This is a genomic window from Pseudomonas sp. NPDC087342, assembly GCF_044744265.1.
Classification (GTDB): domain Bacteria; phylum Pseudomonadota; class Gammaproteobacteria; order Pseudomonadales; family Pseudomonadaceae; genus Aquipseudomonas; species Aquipseudomonas nunensis.
Genome location: NZ_JBIUXZ010000009.1, coordinates 186,970 through 204,482, shown reverse-complemented (window position 1 = coordinate 204,482; position 17,513 = coordinate 186,970). Strand labels below are relative to the sequence as shown.

Below are 17,513 nucleotides of genomic sequence, written 5' to 3'. Positions count from 1 at the left end.
TGCGTCGTTTCAAGCGCTCCTGCGAAAAATCCGGTGTACTGGCTGAAGTTCGTAGCCGCGAATTTTACGAGAAGCCAACTTCTGAGCGTAAGCGCAAAGCAGCAGCCGCTGTTAAGCGTCACGCCAAGAAAGTACAGCGCGAACAGCGCCGCGCCGTTCGTCTGTACTAATACACAGACGTTCGTAGCAAGCTTCTGCCAAGCCCGGCCCTCAGCCGGGCTTATGGCATTTGCGTAAAACGCTTGATGCTTCACCGTCTATGCCGCAGATGCGACTCGGACAAACCTGCTTCACAGCGTCAGACCTGGCTCTTTTGCCAGCGGTGCACGTCTTTTCTGACGAGCCTTCCAAGGCTACTGACGAGCACACCCACTGATTCCTCTTACGACGATCAGCCCAAGGCACCTGCTTGCGTGCCCGCTTATTGAGCTATCCGAGGCCATCGATTGGCCGTAGCGGATTTTCAGCGCAACACTTTCAAATAGTCGAATACTGAATGGTACTAACGTCAGTGGATTTTCGGCAGATACACTTCCCGACAGCGATTACGCAGACGACACCGGTCGAGCCACATATACGTGTGCCTCAAGCAACGACCCGCGTTCGTTCGCCGTTCGTTTTGGATCCGTTTCAGCGCAGATGACGAGAACGCCATGGCCGGGCTAATTCCCCAGAGCTTCATTGACGACCTTCTGAACCGCACCGACATCGTCGATGTGGTCAGCTCGCGCCTGCAAATGAAAAAAGCCGGCAAGAACTACACGGCCTGCTGCCCGTTCCACAAAGAGAAAACCCCATCCTTCAGCGTCAGCCCCGACAAACAGTTCTACTATTGCTTCGGTTGCGGCGCTGGCGGTAACGCCCTCGGCTTCATGATGGACCACGACAACCTGGATTTCGTCCAGGCCGTCGAAGAACTGGCCAAAGCCGCCGGCATGGAAATCCCCCGCGAAGAAAGCGGCCGCCCGCACAAACCGCGGCAGCCGACCGATTCTCCGCTGTACCCGCTACTCACCGCCGCCGCCGACTTTTACCGGCAGGCGCTGAAAAGCCACCCATCGCGCAAAGCCGCCGTGGATTATTTGAAAGGTCGCGGCCTGACCGGCGAAATCGCCCGGGACTTCGGCCTCGGCTTCGCCCCGCCCGGCTGGGACAATCTGTTCAAGCACCTGAGCAGCGACACCCTGCAACAGAAAGCCATGGTCGATGCCGGCCTGCTGATCGAGAACGCCGAAACCGGCAAACGCTATGACCGCTTCCGCGATCGCGTGATGTTCCCGATCCGCGATAGCCGCGGGCGCATCATTGCCTTCGGTGGCCGCGTACTGGGCGACGACAAGCCGAAATACCTGAACTCACCGGAAACACCGGTATTCCATAAAGGCCAGGAGCTTTACGGCCTCTATGAAGCACGCAAGAACAACCGCAACCTCGACGAAATCATCGTCGTCGAAGGCTACATGGACGTTATCGCCCTCGCCCAGCAAGGCCTGCGCAATGCCGTCGCGACCCTGGGCACCGCGACCAGCGAAGAGCACTTGAAGCGACTGTTTCGCGTCGTGCCCAACGTTTTGTTCTGTTTCGACGGCGACCAGGCTGGCCGCAACGCTGCATGGCGAGCACTGGAAGCGGCGCTGCCGTGCCTGCAAGACGGTCGGCGCGCGCGTTTCCTGTTCCTGCCCGAGGGCGAAGACCCGGATACGCTGGTCCGTTCCGAAGGCACAGATGCCTTCCGTGCGCGGATCAATCAGCACGCGCAACCGCTAGCGGATTATTTCTTTGAGCAACTGACCGCTGAATCAGACCCGCGCTCGCTCGAAGGCAAGGCCCATATGGCCACCCTCGCAGCACCGCTGATCGATAAAGTGCCGGGCGCCAACCTGCGCATCCTGATGCGTCAACGATTGACCGAAATTACCGGCCTGACTGGCGAAGCCGTCAGTCAGCTGGTGCACAGCGCTCCTCAGGACGCGCCGCCAACCTACGATCCGGGCATGGATTACGACGCCGTGCCGGACTACAGCGACTACCATCAGCCTCAAGCGCAAGACATGTACGCGCCGCAGCAGGAATGGACGCCAAAGAAACCCGGTGCCGGCGGCAAGAAATGGGATAAGAAACCCTGGGACAAGAATGGCAAGCGTGGCGGCGATCGTGATCAACCGAGTGCCCCGCGCACGCCGATTGCCGTCGAAGCACCAACGCTGATCGCATTGCGCACGCTCATCCATCACCCGGACTTGGCCGGCAAGGTAGAAACCGCCGACCACTTCGCCAATGAGAGCAATACCTACGCTCAGTTGCTGGTGGCCCTGATCGGAGCGGTGCAAAAAAATCCTAAGCTAAACTCAATTCAGCTAATGGCCCGTTGGCACGGGACCGAACAGGGGCGTTTGCTCAAGGCATTAGCGGAAAAGGAATGGCTGATTGACGGTGACAACCTTGAACAACAGTTTTTAGACACCATTACTAGGTTATCCGCCTCTCAACACACGGATAGCCTGGAAGAACTAATCAGAAAAGCAAGGCAGCCAGGACTGACCGCGGAGGAAGCAAATCAGATCGCAAATCAGATGCGCGACCTATTAAAACGCAATATGGCTGTATCAACCCCGACCTCAACTGGCGCGTGAGGTCATAGCTCAGGTATAATCCTCGGCTTGTTTTTTGCCCGCCAAGACCTTCAGTGGATAGGGTGTTATGTCCGGAAAAGCGCAACAGCAGTCTCGTATCAAAGAGTTGATCACACTTGGTCGTGAGCAGGGTTACCTGACTTACGCGGAGGTCAACGACCACCTGCCGGAGGATATTTCAGATCCGGAACAGGTGGAAGACATCATCCGCATGATCAACGACATGGGGATCAACGTATTCGAGGTTGCGCCAGATAAGGATTCCCTTATGCTGGCCGACGCCGATACCGACGAAGCCGCGGCCGAAGAGGCAGCAGCAGCGTTGGCAGCGGTCGAGACCGACATTGGTCGCACCACCGACCCAGTGCGCATGTACATGCGTGAAATGGGTACGGTAGAGCTCCTCACTCGTGAAGGCGAAATTGAAATCGCCAAGCGTATTGAAGAGGGCATCCGTGAAGTGATGGGCGCAATTGCGCACTTCCCTGGCACGGTTGACCACATTCTGTCCGAATACACTCGCGTCACCACCGAAGGTGGCCGCCTGTCCGACGTCCTGAGCGGTTATATCGACCCGGACGACGGCATTGCGCCGCCTGCAGCCGAAGTGCCGCCGCCTGTCGATCCGAAAGCCGTGAAAGCGGATGACGATACCGACGACGACGAAGCTGAAGCCAGCACCGACGACGAAGAAGAAGCCGAAAGCGGTCCGGATCCGGTCATCGCAGCACAGCGTTTTGGCGCTGTCTCCGATCAGATGGAAATCACCCGCAAGGCGCTGAAGAAGCACGGTCGTGGCAACAAGGCGGCGATTGCCGAACTGGTGCTGCTGGCTGAGCTGTTCATGCCGATCAAACTGGTGCCGAAGCAATTCGAAGGCCTGGTCGAGCGTGTTCGCAGTGCCCTGGATCGTCTGCGTCAGCAAGAGCGCGCGATCATGCAGCTCTGTGTTCGTGATGCGCGCATGCCGCGTGCCGATTTCCTGCGCCAGTTCCCGGGCAATGAAGTCGACGAAAGCTGGTCCGACGGCCTGGCTAAAGGCAAAGGCAAATACGCCGAAGCCATTGGTCGCCTGCAACCGGACATCATTCGTTGCCAGCAAAAGCTGATCGCGCTGCAAACCGAAACCGGTTTGACGATTGCCGAGATCAAGGACATCAACCGTCGCATGTCGATCGGTGAGGCCAAGGCCCGCCGCGCGAAGAAAGAGATGGTTGAAGCGAACTTGCGTCTGGTGATCTCCATCGCCAAGAAGTACACCAACCGTGGTCTGCAATTCCTCGATCTGATCCAGGAAGGCAACATCGGTTTGATGAAAGCGGTAGACAAGTTCGAATACCGCCGCGGCTACAAATTCTCGACTTATGCCACCTGGTGGATCCGTCAGGCGATCACTCGCTCGATCGCCGACCAGGCCCGCACCATCCGTATTCCGGTGCACATGATCGAGACGATCAACAAGCTCAACCGTATTTCCCGGCAGATGTTGCAGGAAATGGGTCGCGAACCGACCCCGGAAGAGCTGGGCGAACGCATGGAAATGCCTGAGGACAAGATCCGCAAGGTATTGAAGATCGCTAAAGAGCCGATCTCCATGGAAACCCCGATCGGTGATGACGAAGACTCCCATTTGGGTGACTTCATCGAAGACTCGACCATGCAGTCGCCAATCGATGTTGCTACCGTTGAGAGCCTTAAAGAAGCGACTCGCGAAGTTCTCTCCGGCCTCACTGCCCGTGAAGCCAAGGTTCTGCGCATGCGCTTCGGTATCGACATGAATACCGACCACACCCTCGAGGAGGTTGGTAAGCAGTTCGACGTGACCCGTGAACGGATTCGTCAGATCGAAGCCAAGGCGCTGCGCAAGCTGCGCCACCCGACGAGAAGCGAGCATTTGCGCTCCTTCCTCGACGAGTGATCACAGAACCCCCGGCCCAGGCCGGGGGTTTTGCTTTTTGCAGATAAAATCCCCCGCAATACCCCCCCGCCGAATTGCCCGTCTACACTCGAAACATTCCCCCCGAGCCATAACGAGACCGTTATGCCCAGATTGTCGACCGTGCTTTTTTTGCTGTCGCTGATGACCTGGACCGCAACGGCTGGCGCGCTGACTCTCACCGACGAAGAACGTAGCTGGCTGGCGGCTCACCCGGACTTGCGTCTGGGCGTCGATGCGTCTTGGCCACCCTTCGAGTTCCGCGACGAGCAGAACCGCTACCAAGGCCTGGCAGCGGATTATATAAACGTGATCCGCCAACGCCTGGACATCAAGCTCACCCCCATCGAGCCGGTGAGCTGGACGGTGGTCCTGGAACAGGTCAAACAGGGCAAGCTGGACTTGTTGCCGGGCATCATGTCGACGCCGGAACGCCAGACCTACCTGTCATTCACCCGCCCCTACCTGGATTTCCCGATTGTTATCCTCGCCCATGTCGGCGGTGCCCAGCCGCGCAAAATCGAGGACCTGTACGGCCTGAAAATAGCTGTCGTGGAAAACTACGCGCCCCATGAACTGTTGCGCACCCACCACCCGGACCTGAATCTGGTGGCGATGCCCAACGTCAGCTCGGCGTTGCAGGCGCTGGCCACCGATGAAGTGGATGCCGTGGTCGGTGATTTGGCATCCAGCGTCTGGAGTCTGCGTCAACTCAAACTCGACGGGCTCTATGTCAGCGGTGAGACGCCCTATCGCTATCAATTGGCGATGGCGGTGCCGCCGAAAAACAAAATGCTCGTCGGCATCATCGACAAAGTCCTGGCGGACATGAGTTCGAGTGAGATCAGCACCATCCAAGAGCATTGGGTAGGTAACGTCCTCGATCATCGGACTTTCTGGTCCGACTTGCTGGTTTACGGCTTGCCGGGCCTTCTGTTGCTGATGATCGTTCTGGCAATGGTCATCCGGATCAACCGCCGACTAAGTTCGGAAATTGCCCGGCGGATCGATCTTGAACAGGAACTGCGCAGCAGCGAATACCACTATCGCGGGCTGGTGGAGAGTCTCTCGGCCATTGCCTGGGAAGCGCGGATCAGCGATTTCACCTACAGCTACGTGTCGCCCCACGCCGAAGACCTGCTCGGCTATCCCCTGTCCCATTGGCTGATCCCGGGATTTTGGCGCAACATCATCCACCCGGCGGACCTGACCCGCGCCCAGACCTTTTGCGATCACGAAGTGCTGGCCGGTCGCGATCACAGCGTCGATTACCGGGTCATCACCGCCGACGGCCGCTGCCTGTGGGTGCGCGATATCGTCAGCCTGATCGAGCACGGCCATGAGCCGGTGCTGCGCGGGCTGATGATCGACATCAGTGATGCCAAACGCACCGAAGAGGCATTGCGCCTGTCGGAACAGAAATTCGCCTCGGTGTTCCAGCAATGCCCGGACATCCTGGTGATTGCGCGGCTTTCCGATGGCTGCCTGCTGGAGGTCAACGAAGCGTTTGAAGAACAGATCGGGCTCAAAGCCGTGGACGTCATCGGCCAGACCGCCACCGATCTGAATATCTGGGGAATTCCAGGGGTCGGCCCAGGTTTGTTGCAGCGGTTGCAGGCCGGCAGCATCCGCAATCTGGAAATGCCCTTTCGCCGCAACAACGGCCAGGTGTTTACCGGCCTGATTTCCGCCGAGCCCTTCGATCTCGACACCACGCCCGCGCTGGTGGTGGTGGTGCGCGACATCAGTCAGCTCAAGGAAACCCAACAACAGCTGCAAACTTCCGAGGAGAAGTTCGCCAAGGCCTTCCACGCATCGCCTGACGGCTTGCTGTTGTCCCGGCAGAGCGATGGCCTGCTACTGGAGGTCAACGAGGGCTTCAGCCGCATTACGGGCTTCAACAGCGCGATGTCAGTGGATCGCTCGGCGCTGGACCTGGGCATCTGGGTCAATCTGAACGAACGCAAACAGATGCTCGACTTGCTGCACCGGGACGGCTTCGTAAGGGACTTCACCTGCCACATTCGCCGCAACGACGGGCAAATCCGCCTCTGCGAGGTGTCGAGCCGTCCGCTGCCGATTGGCGAAGAAGATTGCATGCTGACCATCGCCCGGGACATCACCGAGCGGCACTTGATGCAGGAAAAACTGCAACAGGCCGCCACCGTGTTCGAGAGCACCGCAGAAGGCGTATTGATCACCGACACCCAACAGCACATCAGCGCGGTCAACCGCGCATTTACCGAAATCACCGGTTACAGCGAGAGCGAAGCTTTGGGCCACACCCCTCGCCTGCTCGCCTCGGGCCTACATGACAGCGCGTTCTATGCGGCCATGTGGCATCAATTGACCGATGAAGGACACTGGCAAGGCGAGATCTCCAACCGGCGCAAAAACGGTGAGCTCTATCCGAGCTGGTTGACCATCAGCGCCGTGCGCAATCGCGACAAGTTCATCACCCACTTTGTCGCCGTGTTCGCCGATATCTCCAGCCTCAAGCACGCCCAGGCCAAGCTCGATTACCAGGCCCATCACGATCCGCTCACCGGCCTGCCGAACCGCACACTGTTCGAAAGCCGACTGCTGACTGCACTCAACAACCAGCAGGAAAACGGTGGCCAGGGCGCGGTGCTGTTTCTCGACCTGGACCGCTTCAAACACATCAATGACAGCCTTGGTCACCCGGTCGGCGATCTGTTGCTCAAGGGCATCGCCGTGCGCCTGAAAGAGCAACTGCGGGACATCGACACCGTGGCGCGCCTGGGCGGCGATGAATTCATCATCCTGCTACCCGGCCTGCAGCAAGCCACCGATGCCGACCACATCGCCACCAAACTGCTCAATTGCTTTGCAGCACCGTTCCAGGCCGGCGAGCACGAGTTTTTCATCAGCGCCAGCATCGGCTCCAGCCTTTACCCCAAGGACGGCTGCGACGTTGCAACCTTGGTCAAAAACGCCGACGCGGCGATGTACCGTTCCAAGGCCAAGGGCCGCAACCGGGTCGAAAGCTACACCCGCGACCTCACCGCCCAGGCCAGCGAACGCGTGGCGCTGGAACACGAACTGCGGCGCGCCATCGAGCGCAATGAATTGCACCTCTTCTACCAACCGAAAATCAGCCTCGACGATCATCGCCTGGTCGGCGCCGAAGCGCTCATTCGCTGGCGGCACCCGACTTTCGGCGATGTCCCGCCAGAGCACTTCATTCCCCTGGCCGAAGAAAACGGCATGATCCTGCAGATCGGCGACTGGGTCCTCGAGACCGCGTGCCGGCAGATGTTCGAATGGAATCAGCTCTACGCAAGCCTCGGCCCGCTTTCAGTAAACCTTGCCGGCGCGCAACTGCGCCAACCGAACCTGCTTGGTCGCATCGAACAACTGCTCAGGGACAACCGTCTCAAACCCGGTTTTCTGCAACTGGAAATTACCGAAAACTTCATCATGAGCCAGGCGGAAGAAGCGCTGGCCGTGCTGCACCAACTCAAACGCCTTGGCGTGCAATTGGCGATCGACGACTTCGGCACCGGCTATTCATCCCTGAGCTACCTCAAACGACTGCCGCTGGACATCCTCAAAATCGACCAGTCTTTCGTCCGCGGCCTGCCGGACGATCCCCACGATGCGGCCATTGTGCGAGCCATCATCGCCCTCGGCCGCAGCATGCAATTCACCATCATCGCCGAGGGCGTCGAAACCCAGGCCCAGCAAGAATTCCTCGCCACCGAAGGCTGCGAACAGATCCAGGGCTACATCGTCAGCCTCCCATTACCGCCCGAGGAATTCGCCGCGACGTTTCTTCGTATAGCCGTATCGGATTTTTCGGATAGCACAGCCGAGAAACCGTCGCTATAATCCGCGGCCTACTGAGGGCCTATAGCTCAGTTGGTTAGAGCAGGGGACTCATAATCCCTTGGTCGTAGGTTCTTATGTGGTACGAATGTTGGTGTGGCATTTGAACCTGATTTTTGATAGCTTTGCACCTTCTCAGCGCCACTGTAGCTCAATTGGTTAGAGCAACCGACTCATAATCGGTGGGTCGCGGGTTCGATTCCCGCCGGTGGCCCCATCTCCCCTTACAATCAAGCACTTAGCGCACTCCGCAGACGGCCAACGGCCATGCTGACGGAGCTTTCTGCGTTGGCCTGATTCACCCACTTGAGCCTTTTTCCTTGACAAAGGCAAGTGCGACACCCAAAGCTAATAGGGTGTGGTATTTGGAATAAGAGCTCATGAAAAACTTCATCTTGGTCGAAGCGCCCGTTACGAGCGAGGCTAACTACATCCTGCTTCATCTCGACCCTGGCATGTCCGACGAGGCACGCGAGTTCAAACCGTTCACCGACTACACAACTTGGCTGGCACGTAGGGGCTATGCCGTAAACACCGATAAGCTCTACTCGGAGCACGTTGGCCGCTTCATCGACTACGTGTATGAGGCGACGAAGACCCAATTTCCTGCAGATGTCGAGGTCACTATCGAGACCGTCATCTACAGCTATCAGGTTTATCTCCTCTTCGGTACAGACGCCACGAACCCGATAGCGAAGACGCTGGCTTATAGCCTGGGGAAGACGCGGCTCACAGGTCAAAACTCAATCGCAGAGTCCATAGAATCATCTATCCGGTGGTTTCTTGAAGTAGCCGAGTCAAAAAACATCACAACACCTGACCATCTTTTCAATCGGTTCTACTCGAGCCGGGCCGAATATCGAAGCCATTATGAGGTTTCGGCCCACAAGGCCAATTCGTGGATGGCAGCAGTCATTCGTGGCTCGCTTAACTCAGTTTTGCCTAAACGCAAGCAAGATAAGCTGTTTGCTAAAGCAGGGCGTAGGAACAGGAAAAACGACAAGCAGCCGTTCAAGATCCTCCCATTCCCTATAGAACGATCCGTCGACTTTCTCAGACAGGCCAAGCCTGCAAAGTCCACGACATTTTACAGGGATATGACGCTATACGCCCTACTTGCCGCGACAGGTTCGCGTACAAGCGAGGCGCTACAAGTTCGAATGTCTGACATCGATGATGACGATTTTGCAGTGTTCCTACGCGACCCCTTTGCGAGGAAAGCGCCTGGTATTACTGAAGAAGAGCATAAGCTTCTCTCCTGGAAAGGTCGGGAGACCGAGGTGACCTTCATGATTGAACCATTCGCTAAAATATTCTGGGAGAACCTTGAGAAGTACCTGACCCTAGAATACAACTCTAGCGTTGGACATGATTTCTTATTCCAAAACACTGACGGCAGGCCCTTCTTCGCAAGCGACAGGAGCAGCCGTGACAAAACCTTTAAGAAATACTCCTTGAAGGCAGGCTTGCCGGACGTCACAGGCATCAGCACTCACTCTCTGAGGCATATGTACGGAACCTACACGCTTAATTACATGCCGGTTCCTGGTCAAACCCTTCCTGGCCTACCCATTACCTACGTGAAGATCCTGATGGGCCATGCCAGCGTTACATCCACGATGAAGTACGCGAAGCACGACACCGACATCATCGAAGCATACATTCAACATGCTAACCAGTACGTCATGCAAAGAGGCGATGCCTCCTTTACCACAATTCGCGAGGAATTTTATCTGCGCCAGCTCGAAGTATTGAAGGACGAGGCGAATCGCATTCAAGGGACGCAGCATGATTAACCTGACTAAGGATATTCAGATTATCAAAACTGGAGCGCCTCTTGATAGCTCCATTAAAGAGGCGATCACGAAAGCCAAGGCTTGCGTCTGCAAAGAGCTGTTTGGCACGAACTATATCTCTCCAAGTAAGGTAACAAGCGGCGCTCGTAACGAATATTACAACGCGTCCATCGTGCGCCTGTTTGATGACCACCTGAACGTGTCGAATGCACCTATTTATGATGAAGTGTGGGTGCGTAATGCTTTAGCTTGCACGAAAAAAACTGCACCGATAGAAATTGCGAAGCAGGTCGTTCCGAAGGCCTCTATTGACTGGCTCAACAAGTCTTCCTTGGAGAGGCTGAGTAAAGACTGCGTCTTAATTCTTCACTTTCTCTGGCAGGAGCGAGCTGTCCTGCTCCCGGCTGACCTAAGGAAGCCCACGGTTCACAATCAGGACGAAGGAACCAACTTCTATGAGTTTGCTGCAGCATCCTATACCGAGGTGCTTGCATTTGTGAGCAAACCGTTTGTCTCGCATGTTCCCTACGAAGACATTCCGGACATTACCTCCGTAATGAAGCCTAGTGCCGTCAAAAACTTTGGATGGTACGCATGGCGCATGATTCGTTGCACAGACTGGCATAGAATCGAAGACATCAATCCAGATGACATCGCTGACCTCGCCGACCACTTGGTCTTAACGCGAAGAAATGACGTTGACTGGTTCCAGTACCCCATCGCCCCAGCCGCGTTTTGGAACTATGTTCAGAGGCTGTATTCTGACAGATGTAGCCAGGCCGCCGTCCGCCCTAAAAATGATTTGCACGCCAGTAGAAAAGCTCTGGCCTCTGGCGAATATGACTATCCTGATGAGCACAAGGAAAGTGTCGAGTCGTGGTTGAAATATCAGGACAAATACACCGGCTTACAAAAGTCTCGGGGAATTAAGTCTTTCGACGCTTACAGCAAGAGCTTCTCAGTTCTGAATACCTGGTTGTTTGGCGAATACCCTACTGCCACGGGATTGCTTCCTCCTCACCCAAGTGAGCTTAATCGGACGCACATGGAAGGCGATGGATACATAGGCTTCCTCACTTTTCTTCGCCGAGGCAGGTCAAACTCAACGATCCAGCAGATCATGTACCACGTCACCAGCTTCTTCAACTACTTGACGGCTCACTCGAGCGCCGACGAGAAACTTTCTGGTTTTGTTTGCCCCATACTTGAGCTCGATTTTCCCATCGTGCGAAGAAGGAATAGCTCTAATAAGCCTGCATTTCATTCTGAGCATTTCCCATACCTTCTACAATACTGCTACGCGATAGAGTCTTTCACAACTCACCTAGCCGAAAGGGTATATCACGAACAAATAAACCTATTCGACAAAAAATTCAGGGCTGATATTGAAACAAAGGACTGGAACAATACCCAAAAAATCGTTCAAACTGAAAAACTTGGGTACGTTCCAATTGTGTTCTACCGGAACCCATCATTTGACGCTTCGCAGCCTAAATCCGAAGATAATCGCCCCATGAAGTATGAGGCGCTGCGACTTCTTCCAAGGTTCGTCGTGCCAATTATTGAACACTCGGTTGAACGCGAAGGGAAGTGGGTGTTCTATCCTCAGCTCAATTACATCAGACATAATATCATCGCACTGGAGACAGGGGTTCGTAGTATTCACATACGTTGGCTAGAGAGGCGAACCTATGATATGCGAATTGATCGTTCAAGACCCCTGCCTCCGCTTTGCAAGTTACGCATCAACACTGACAAAGTAAACGGCCCCTGGGACGCTACTGTTTCGAAGACGGTAATTGAACTGCTGGATCGTCAAAAATCCATGATCCCTTGGTTTAACGATCCCGCAATGGATGTCGAAACCTGGTATGACTACCATGAAGAAAATGAGCATGGCAAAATCATCACGCTATTTCCGAAGGGAACAAGTCCTGGCGTGCTGACTCCGGAGGCCTATGCGAAATATTTCAAAAGGCTAATTTATTCTTTCGACTTGTTCTGCAGGTTTCAGCTGGGCATTGAGGCGACGAACGCAATGCCAGAGGCTGTGGGGGATCTGGAATCTATTGATGATCCTCACGACTATCTCACCGTGATCAAACTTGAGGGACAGGCCTGCAAATTAATCGAACACACCCCGCACTCCTGCCGAGTATCAGTTGTATCTGAATACATCCCAATTTTGCCGCCACACATCATCGGCGCATTTATTACCGGCCATGCCAGTGATGAACATGTAATGTATTACGCAAAAGTTGACCCTGCATACCTGAAATCGGTTGCCCAGTATCAAAAATTGAGTATTGAGCATGGATGGCTAGTTGACCGCCCAGCAATGTCTAACATCAAAGCAGAAGACGTTGCATCGAAGCTTCAGCAGGCTTTCCGGCGAGACAAGGATAAGTCTCTGATTGACTTCGGTGCGATCTCATTTGACCGTGAGACCAAGGATGATGTGGTTTCGGGTGTCAGGGAGACAAGGCAGCGCCCCATCGACTCGCTGGCCTTCATGCCCACTCATATCTGCCCATTTGGTAATCGCTGCCCAGCGGACGTCGTTAAAGACCTGGGTGCCATTCCTGGGATAAGTATGCCGTGCGGGGGCTGCTATTACTCGGTCAAAACTGTCGACCACCTGCCAAGGATATACGGTCACATTCGCGTGCTAACTGACGAGTGTAGCGAGCTGGAGGCCTATATCGCTGAGTCTAAAAGGAATGGAGCATCGCCTGAAAGCCTTGTGCCAAAAGCCAATCGTCGCAAATTCCTCGCCGCAGAGATCATTTCATGGAGCGTTACTGCTCACTGCCTCGAGCAAATGCATAATGAAATCAAAACGCGTGAGAGCTTCCTGGTAGAGAAACCTGAAATCGTCTCAGAGCACCTGGAGCGCTTAGAGCTCAAGAAAGACTCGCTTTCTAACCTGATTGCTCGCACTGCAGAAGCCAAGTCGCATGCGGAGTATTTCACTCCACAGTTAGACAAGCAGGTTAAAGTGGCAAGAAACAAGCTCCTTGCATTCACTGGGGACTTTAACCGTATGCTGCAAGAAGCTCCTACAGGATTCACGTTGATCGATGAATTTAGGGGCCTGATTCGGTCTACGTGTGAAGTTCTGGGTCTTTCACTGCATGATTTGAATGATGCAATGAGTAAGCCCATGGCCTTGGAGCGACCTACTGCAATCCTGAAGCTAATTTCGAGCCCAGGAGGTGTTCCTGCATGAGCAAAGGTGCGAAAAAGGGCCAAAACCGCTTTGCAGGCTCTCAAAAGCTGAACCGCGACTATAGAATTTCCCGAATTAAAGACGAAGTAATCCCTAAGCTGAAGTCTTTCGTAGGAAAAGCATCATTCGATGGGGTTACGCCTTACTCAAGATTCTGCGCCGAACTTTACAACGATGGGCTTCCCGTAAACGAAAAGAAGATTGGCTACAGAACCTTGGTACAGAGCACTGACTATTGGACTCTGCTCGGGCCAATATTCTTCAAGCACTGGGATGCTGCTGGAAACATGGAGTCCAAGAAGGACAAGCTTGTCGGAAAGCTGGCCGTTCAGCGAGCAGACCAACTTCAAGCTGAGACAGAGAAACTGAGGAAGGAGGTCGAAGCTCTGCGCTCAGCCCTCCGTAGCCATGGTGCTCAGCCAGTAACCCTGCCGGACACAACGCATGTGGATCAAGGATTCATGGCGAAGTTTGACAAAACCTGCCGGGCCCTCAAGTTGGTGCTCGATGCAAGTGATGGGATGTTTACGGTTGACATGCAGGCTAAAAAGATTTGCTGCAGTTTTGACGACCTTGAACCTAGGGAGGGACTCGTGCCAACAGAGGTGGTTGAGCCGTTCATTCTGTGGTTGAAAGCGAAAGAGAAAAGCCATGGACACAAGTGATCAGAAGCGCTCTCCGTACGACCGCTACAGGGACTACGTGCTGCAGCTTGAACAGGCTGGAAAAAAATTCCCTGTGAATCAGTTTGGCGCCGTCAACTTCAGCAAAATCGCTGATGAATGTGGTAATCGTAGGCAGTGGTTTTCTGAAAGCGCAAAGAAGGTCTTTTGCTCCCAGGGCCAGACCCTGGAACAGGTCATCGCGAACGACATTCACCGCATAGGCAGTGAGTTTTTTGCGGCCAAAGACCCTGAGTCTCTGGCGGTTGATGTGGCAGATTCGAAAAGTCGCGAAGCGAGTCGGTTGCGAGTAATGCTTGAGCAAAAGTCGAAGGAAAACGAACTGCTTCGCGGGCAAGTTGAGCGACTCTCTGCCGAGCTACGGTTACTCCGGACATCTGCGCAAGAAATCAGTAGCCAGCAGGACTTGATGATCGACTCAGGGCGGTCATTCATCCTATGAGCAATCTGTCGAGCATAATCCAGGTGAGCTCGGTGAAGCCAGGCAGTTTTGGCGGTGCCGTCTTTTCCGGGCGCATCATTGGCCAAAACAAAATTCACACATGCAGAGCAAGCTATAAAGTCATCACCCGCATTCCTCAACCCGGTGAATGCTGGCGGTTCAAAGGTTCGATCACAGGGCGGGATCAATACAGGGATTTCGTTCTGATCGAAAGCTGCCACATCGTAAACCTGCCCATAGCGGCATATGTGGAACGATTGCTGGTAAAGCACCCTGCATTTCGCGGGCTGTCATTCGGCAAAGCGAAAGTCTCGAAACTGGTCAGGGCATTTGGCGCAGAAAATCTTGCTCAGGCATTGAGTGCAGGTAGGGTCAGCCACCTGGGGGAATTGATTAATCCCGATCTCGCCCAAAAGGTCGTGGATGCCTGGAGGACACTGCAGGATGAGATTTCAACGATTGAGTTTCTCATGGAGCACGACTTCGACCCTGGGCTCGCCAGAAGCATTCTCAAGGTTTGCCAGACGGATACGGTAGAGCGCCTGAAGCTTAATCCGTACAGCCTCATTGCGTTTCAAGGCATCCACCCGAACATGTGGAAAATCGTAGACGCCGCAGCAGCCAAGCTAGGCATACCTCGTGATGACCCACGCAGGCTGGCCGGCCTTGTGGAGAATTTGCTCTATGTGCGCTTGGATCAGGGCCATACCGCATACGAAATAGAAGAGCTAAAAGCCGCCCTGATGCAGAAGCTTCCATCCGCCAGACTGGTAGACCAAGCTATCGACTGCGCCCTACAAAGGCGTGCTGTATGCGTTAAGAAGCATCAAGGGACGACGCTTATCCAGCCACTGGGAGCGGCCCTTGTCGAAAGTAAACTTGAGCAGCGTGTCGCGAGTCTATTGTCCGCTCAGGCCTCATTGCTTCACGGTTCTCCGCAGAAACTGGAGCAAGCGATTGAAGATTACTGTGCACACAGTGAGAGCGCGCTTGGACACTCACTCACCCGAGACCAGAAAAACGCAGTGCTGATGGCGCTTACTAATCGCATCAGCACGTTGACTGGATTCGGCGGTACGGGCAAGACAACCGTGCTGAAAGCCATCGTTGATATAGCCTCTCAGAACCGCCCTGTGCATGTCTTAGCACTGAGCGGAAAAGCCAAGGAGCGCGCCAAGGAGTCCATAGGCCGAGACACCTACACGATCCACAGCTTCTTGATCAAAATCAGCACCGCAAGCTCAGGGATCAGCACTGGAGGCGACCCTCTGGTAATCATCGATGAATCCAGCATGGTAGACATCGCCTTGATGCTGAAACTGCTGAATGCCTTCGCGAAGAAAGAACTGTCCCTCTTGCTAGTAGGCGATACCGGTCAGCTATCACCGGTTGGTTATGGAATCTTCTTCCATGCACTGGCCAAATCGAAGGCAATACCGTCGACCCACCTGATCAAGGTTCACAGGTCTATCGGCAACAGTCACCTTCAGAACATCGCCATGAATATTAGATCTGGTCATCTGGATACCTTGCCATTCTGGAATGGCGAGCGCGATGGGGTTTATCTGATCCCCTGCACAAACACGCAGGACATGCTGACACACCTCGCGAAGATCAAGCAGATCATCCCTGACGCTCAGATCCTGACGCCACACATGTCTGATCGCATGCCGGATTCCGGGCACAAGATAAACAAACATCTGCAAAGCGCCCTCCAGCATACAGACGAGACGCAAGGCATCTGGATGGGCAAATACTGGCTGCGAGTTAACGACCCCGTCATCGTCACCCAGAATAGCTACGAGCATAATCTGTTCAACGGCAACACCGGGATCATGACTGGCGTTACGTCAATCGATGGCCAGACTTCAGGTGTGTTTTTCTTCAATGGGTTCGAAGTTACCCTGTCCAGGATGGACTTGTTCGTCATGGGGATGAAGCTTGCCTACGCCATATCCATTCATAAGGCGCAAGGCAGCGAGTACGAGACGTCGATCCTTTGCACTCTGAGTCAAAGCGAATTTGTGGAACGAAGCATGTTGTACACAGCCGTCTCACGATCTAAGCGGCTGGCCTTGATCCTAAGCACCCAGGACATCATGCAACTGGGGGTAACTCGCCCAAACCGAAGCGACACGCTCTGTGTTGGTTTCTCGATTTGAATATCAAATTGCTCGTTAGCCCGACAATATTGGGCAGGGCTTCTCTTCAGGCGCCTTACCCTCCTTGTATGATCGAAGGATCCGTGCCCAACGCCTTAAGGTAAGAGAATGTTATTGAAGCTGTTCACAAGCCTTTGGAGCCTCATCAACCCCGACCGTCGCCCTGATTGGGAGAAAGCGCGAGAACGCCAGTTCATCTTGGCAGCGAACGGCCTGAAGACCCTCTCGGTCACCGACCGGGGCGGCATGTCTATCGACCCCGAAGAGCTGCGCGACCAGATAGTCGCCTCGCGTGAGGAGTTGAAGCATCTCGTTCACAGGCCAGAAGCGCCTAACCGATCATTCAGAGCAGCGGAAGATGCCCAGGTGGAACCGTTAGTGAGTCCCATCGTAGAGGCTCCGGTGAGCGCCACGGACTGTATAGAGGTGGTGACCTGGCGTCGGTTGCTGAGTGGCGCTGTGGTGCGGTACGTGTGCCTCAAGTCTACGAGTACCGGTGGATACTCGGTCGCGACGGCCAGCATGTTCACAGGGGCTACAGAGAGCCTCCCGACTTGGGTCGACGGCAATACCAACAGGAACATTGCGAATGCCCTACAGCTCGGTGATCTCCAGTGGTACGCGACTGTGAGCGAGGCTATGGATGCCTGGAATGCGGAGCTCTGATAGCCGTAGAGTTGCCTTCCATGAGTCTGACAAACCAACATTCCCAAAGCATCCCTGGGGAAGGATAATCACCGTGTGCCGTTAGCCACTTGTTGACTGCACAAGCACTAAGGCAGA

At 54.7% G+C, this 17,513-nt stretch carries 10 protein-coding genes and 1 tRNA gene; all 11 read left to right on the top strand.

What is annotated here, in order from left to right; all coding sequences use genetic code 11:
• Positions 1-170, top strand: a 170-nt coding sequence (gene rpsU / locus ACIOYV_RS19940) for a 30S ribosomal protein S21 (RefSeq protein ID WP_401326324.1), incomplete at its 5' end; no start/stop codon positions are given.
• Positions 171-653: 483 nt separating this feature from the next.
• Entirely contained in the window at positions 654-2,633 is a 1,980-nt protein-coding gene (gene dnaG, locus ACIOYV_RS19935; protein WP_401326300.1) for a DNA primase, read from the top strand.
• A gap of 67 nt (positions 2,634-2,700) precedes the next feature.
• Complete coding sequence (rpoD, locus tag ACIOYV_RS19930; protein WP_123410550.1) at positions 2,701-4,551, top strand: RNA polymerase sigma factor RpoD; 1,851 nt, start codon at positions 2,701-2,703, stop codon at positions 4,549-4,551.
• 123 nt (positions 4,552-4,674) lie between these two features.
• Entirely contained in the window at positions 4,675-8,421 is a 3,747-nt protein-coding gene (locus ACIOYV_RS19925; protein ID WP_401326297.1) for a bifunctional diguanylate cyclase/phosphodiesterase, read from the top strand.
• A gap of 137 nt (positions 8,422-8,558) precedes the next feature.
• Positions 8,559-8,635 (top strand) — tRNA-Ile (locus ACIOYV_RS19920).
• A 163-nt stretch (positions 8,636-8,798) separates the two neighbouring features.
• Positions 8,799-10,214, top strand: a complete 1,416-nt coding sequence (locus tag ACIOYV_RS19915) for a tyrosine-type recombinase/integrase (protein ID WP_401326294.1) — start codon at positions 8,799-8,801, stop codon at positions 10,212-10,214.
• Entirely contained in the window at positions 10,207-13,443 is a 3,237-nt protein-coding gene (locus ACIOYV_RS19910; RefSeq protein ID WP_401326291.1) for a hypothetical protein, read from the top strand. The genes ACIOYV_RS19915 and ACIOYV_RS19910 overlap by 8 nt, the downstream gene beginning before the upstream one ends.
• Entirely contained in the window at positions 13,440-14,108 is a 669-nt protein-coding gene (locus ACIOYV_RS19905; RefSeq protein WP_401326288.1) for a hypothetical protein, read from the top strand. The genes ACIOYV_RS19910 and ACIOYV_RS19905 overlap by 4 nt, the downstream gene beginning before the upstream one ends.
• Positions 14,095-14,568: a hypothetical protein gene (locus ACIOYV_RS19900; RefSeq protein ID WP_401326286.1), complete on the top strand. Its 474-nt coding sequence runs from the start codon at positions 14,095-14,097 to the stop codon at positions 14,566-14,568. The genes ACIOYV_RS19905 and ACIOYV_RS19900 overlap by 14 nt, the downstream gene beginning before the upstream one ends.
• On the top strand, positions 14,565-16,730 hold the full coding sequence (locus ACIOYV_RS19895) for an AAA family ATPase (RefSeq protein ID WP_401326283.1): 2,166 nt from the start codon (positions 14,565-14,567) through the stop codon (positions 16,728-16,730). Before ACIOYV_RS19900 ends, ACIOYV_RS19895 begins: the two co-directional genes overlap by 4 nt.
• A 108-nt stretch (positions 16,731-16,838) precedes the next feature.
• Positions 16,839-17,396: a hypothetical protein gene (locus ACIOYV_RS19890; protein WP_401326280.1), complete on the top strand. Its 558-nt coding sequence runs from the start codon at positions 16,839-16,841 to the stop codon at positions 17,394-17,396.
• Positions 17,397-17,513 lie beyond the last annotated feature (117 nt).

Excerpts from the sequence above, each read along its gene's own strand:
- ACIOYV_RS19890 (WP_401326280.1), top strand. The coding sequence starts at position 16,839 with ATGTTATTGAAGCTGTTCACAAGCCTTTGGAGCCTCATCAACCCCGAC.
- ACIOYV_RS19905 (WP_401326288.1), top strand. The coding sequence starts at position 13,440 with ATGAGCAAAGGTGCGAAAAAGGGCCAAAACCGCTTTGCAGGCTCTCAA.
- ACIOYV_RS19895 (WP_401326283.1), top strand. The coding sequence starts at position 14,565 with ATGAGCAATCTGTCGAGCATAATCCAGGTGAGCTCGGTGAAGCCAGGC.
- ACIOYV_RS19915 (WP_401326294.1), top strand. The coding sequence starts at position 8,799 with ATGAAAAACTTCATCTTGGTCGAAGCGCCCGTTACGAGCGAGGCTAAC.
- ACIOYV_RS19925 (WP_401326297.1), top strand. The coding sequence starts at position 4,675 with ATGCCCAGATTGTCGACCGTGCTTTTTTTGCTGTCGCTGATGACCTGG.
- ACIOYV_RS19910 (WP_401326291.1), top strand. The coding sequence starts at position 10,207 with ATGATTAACCTGACTAAGGATATTCAGATTATCAAAACTGGAGCGCCT.
- rpoD (WP_123410550.1), top strand. The coding sequence starts at position 2,701 with ATGTCCGGAAAAGCGCAACAGCAGTCTCGTATCAAAGAGTTGATCACA.
- ACIOYV_RS19900 (WP_401326286.1), top strand. The coding sequence starts at position 14,095 with ATGGACACAAGTGATCAGAAGCGCTCTCCGTACGACCGCTACAGGGAC.
- dnaG (WP_401326300.1), top strand. The coding sequence starts at position 654 with ATGGCCGGGCTAATTCCCCAGAGCTTCATTGACGACCTTCTGAACCGC.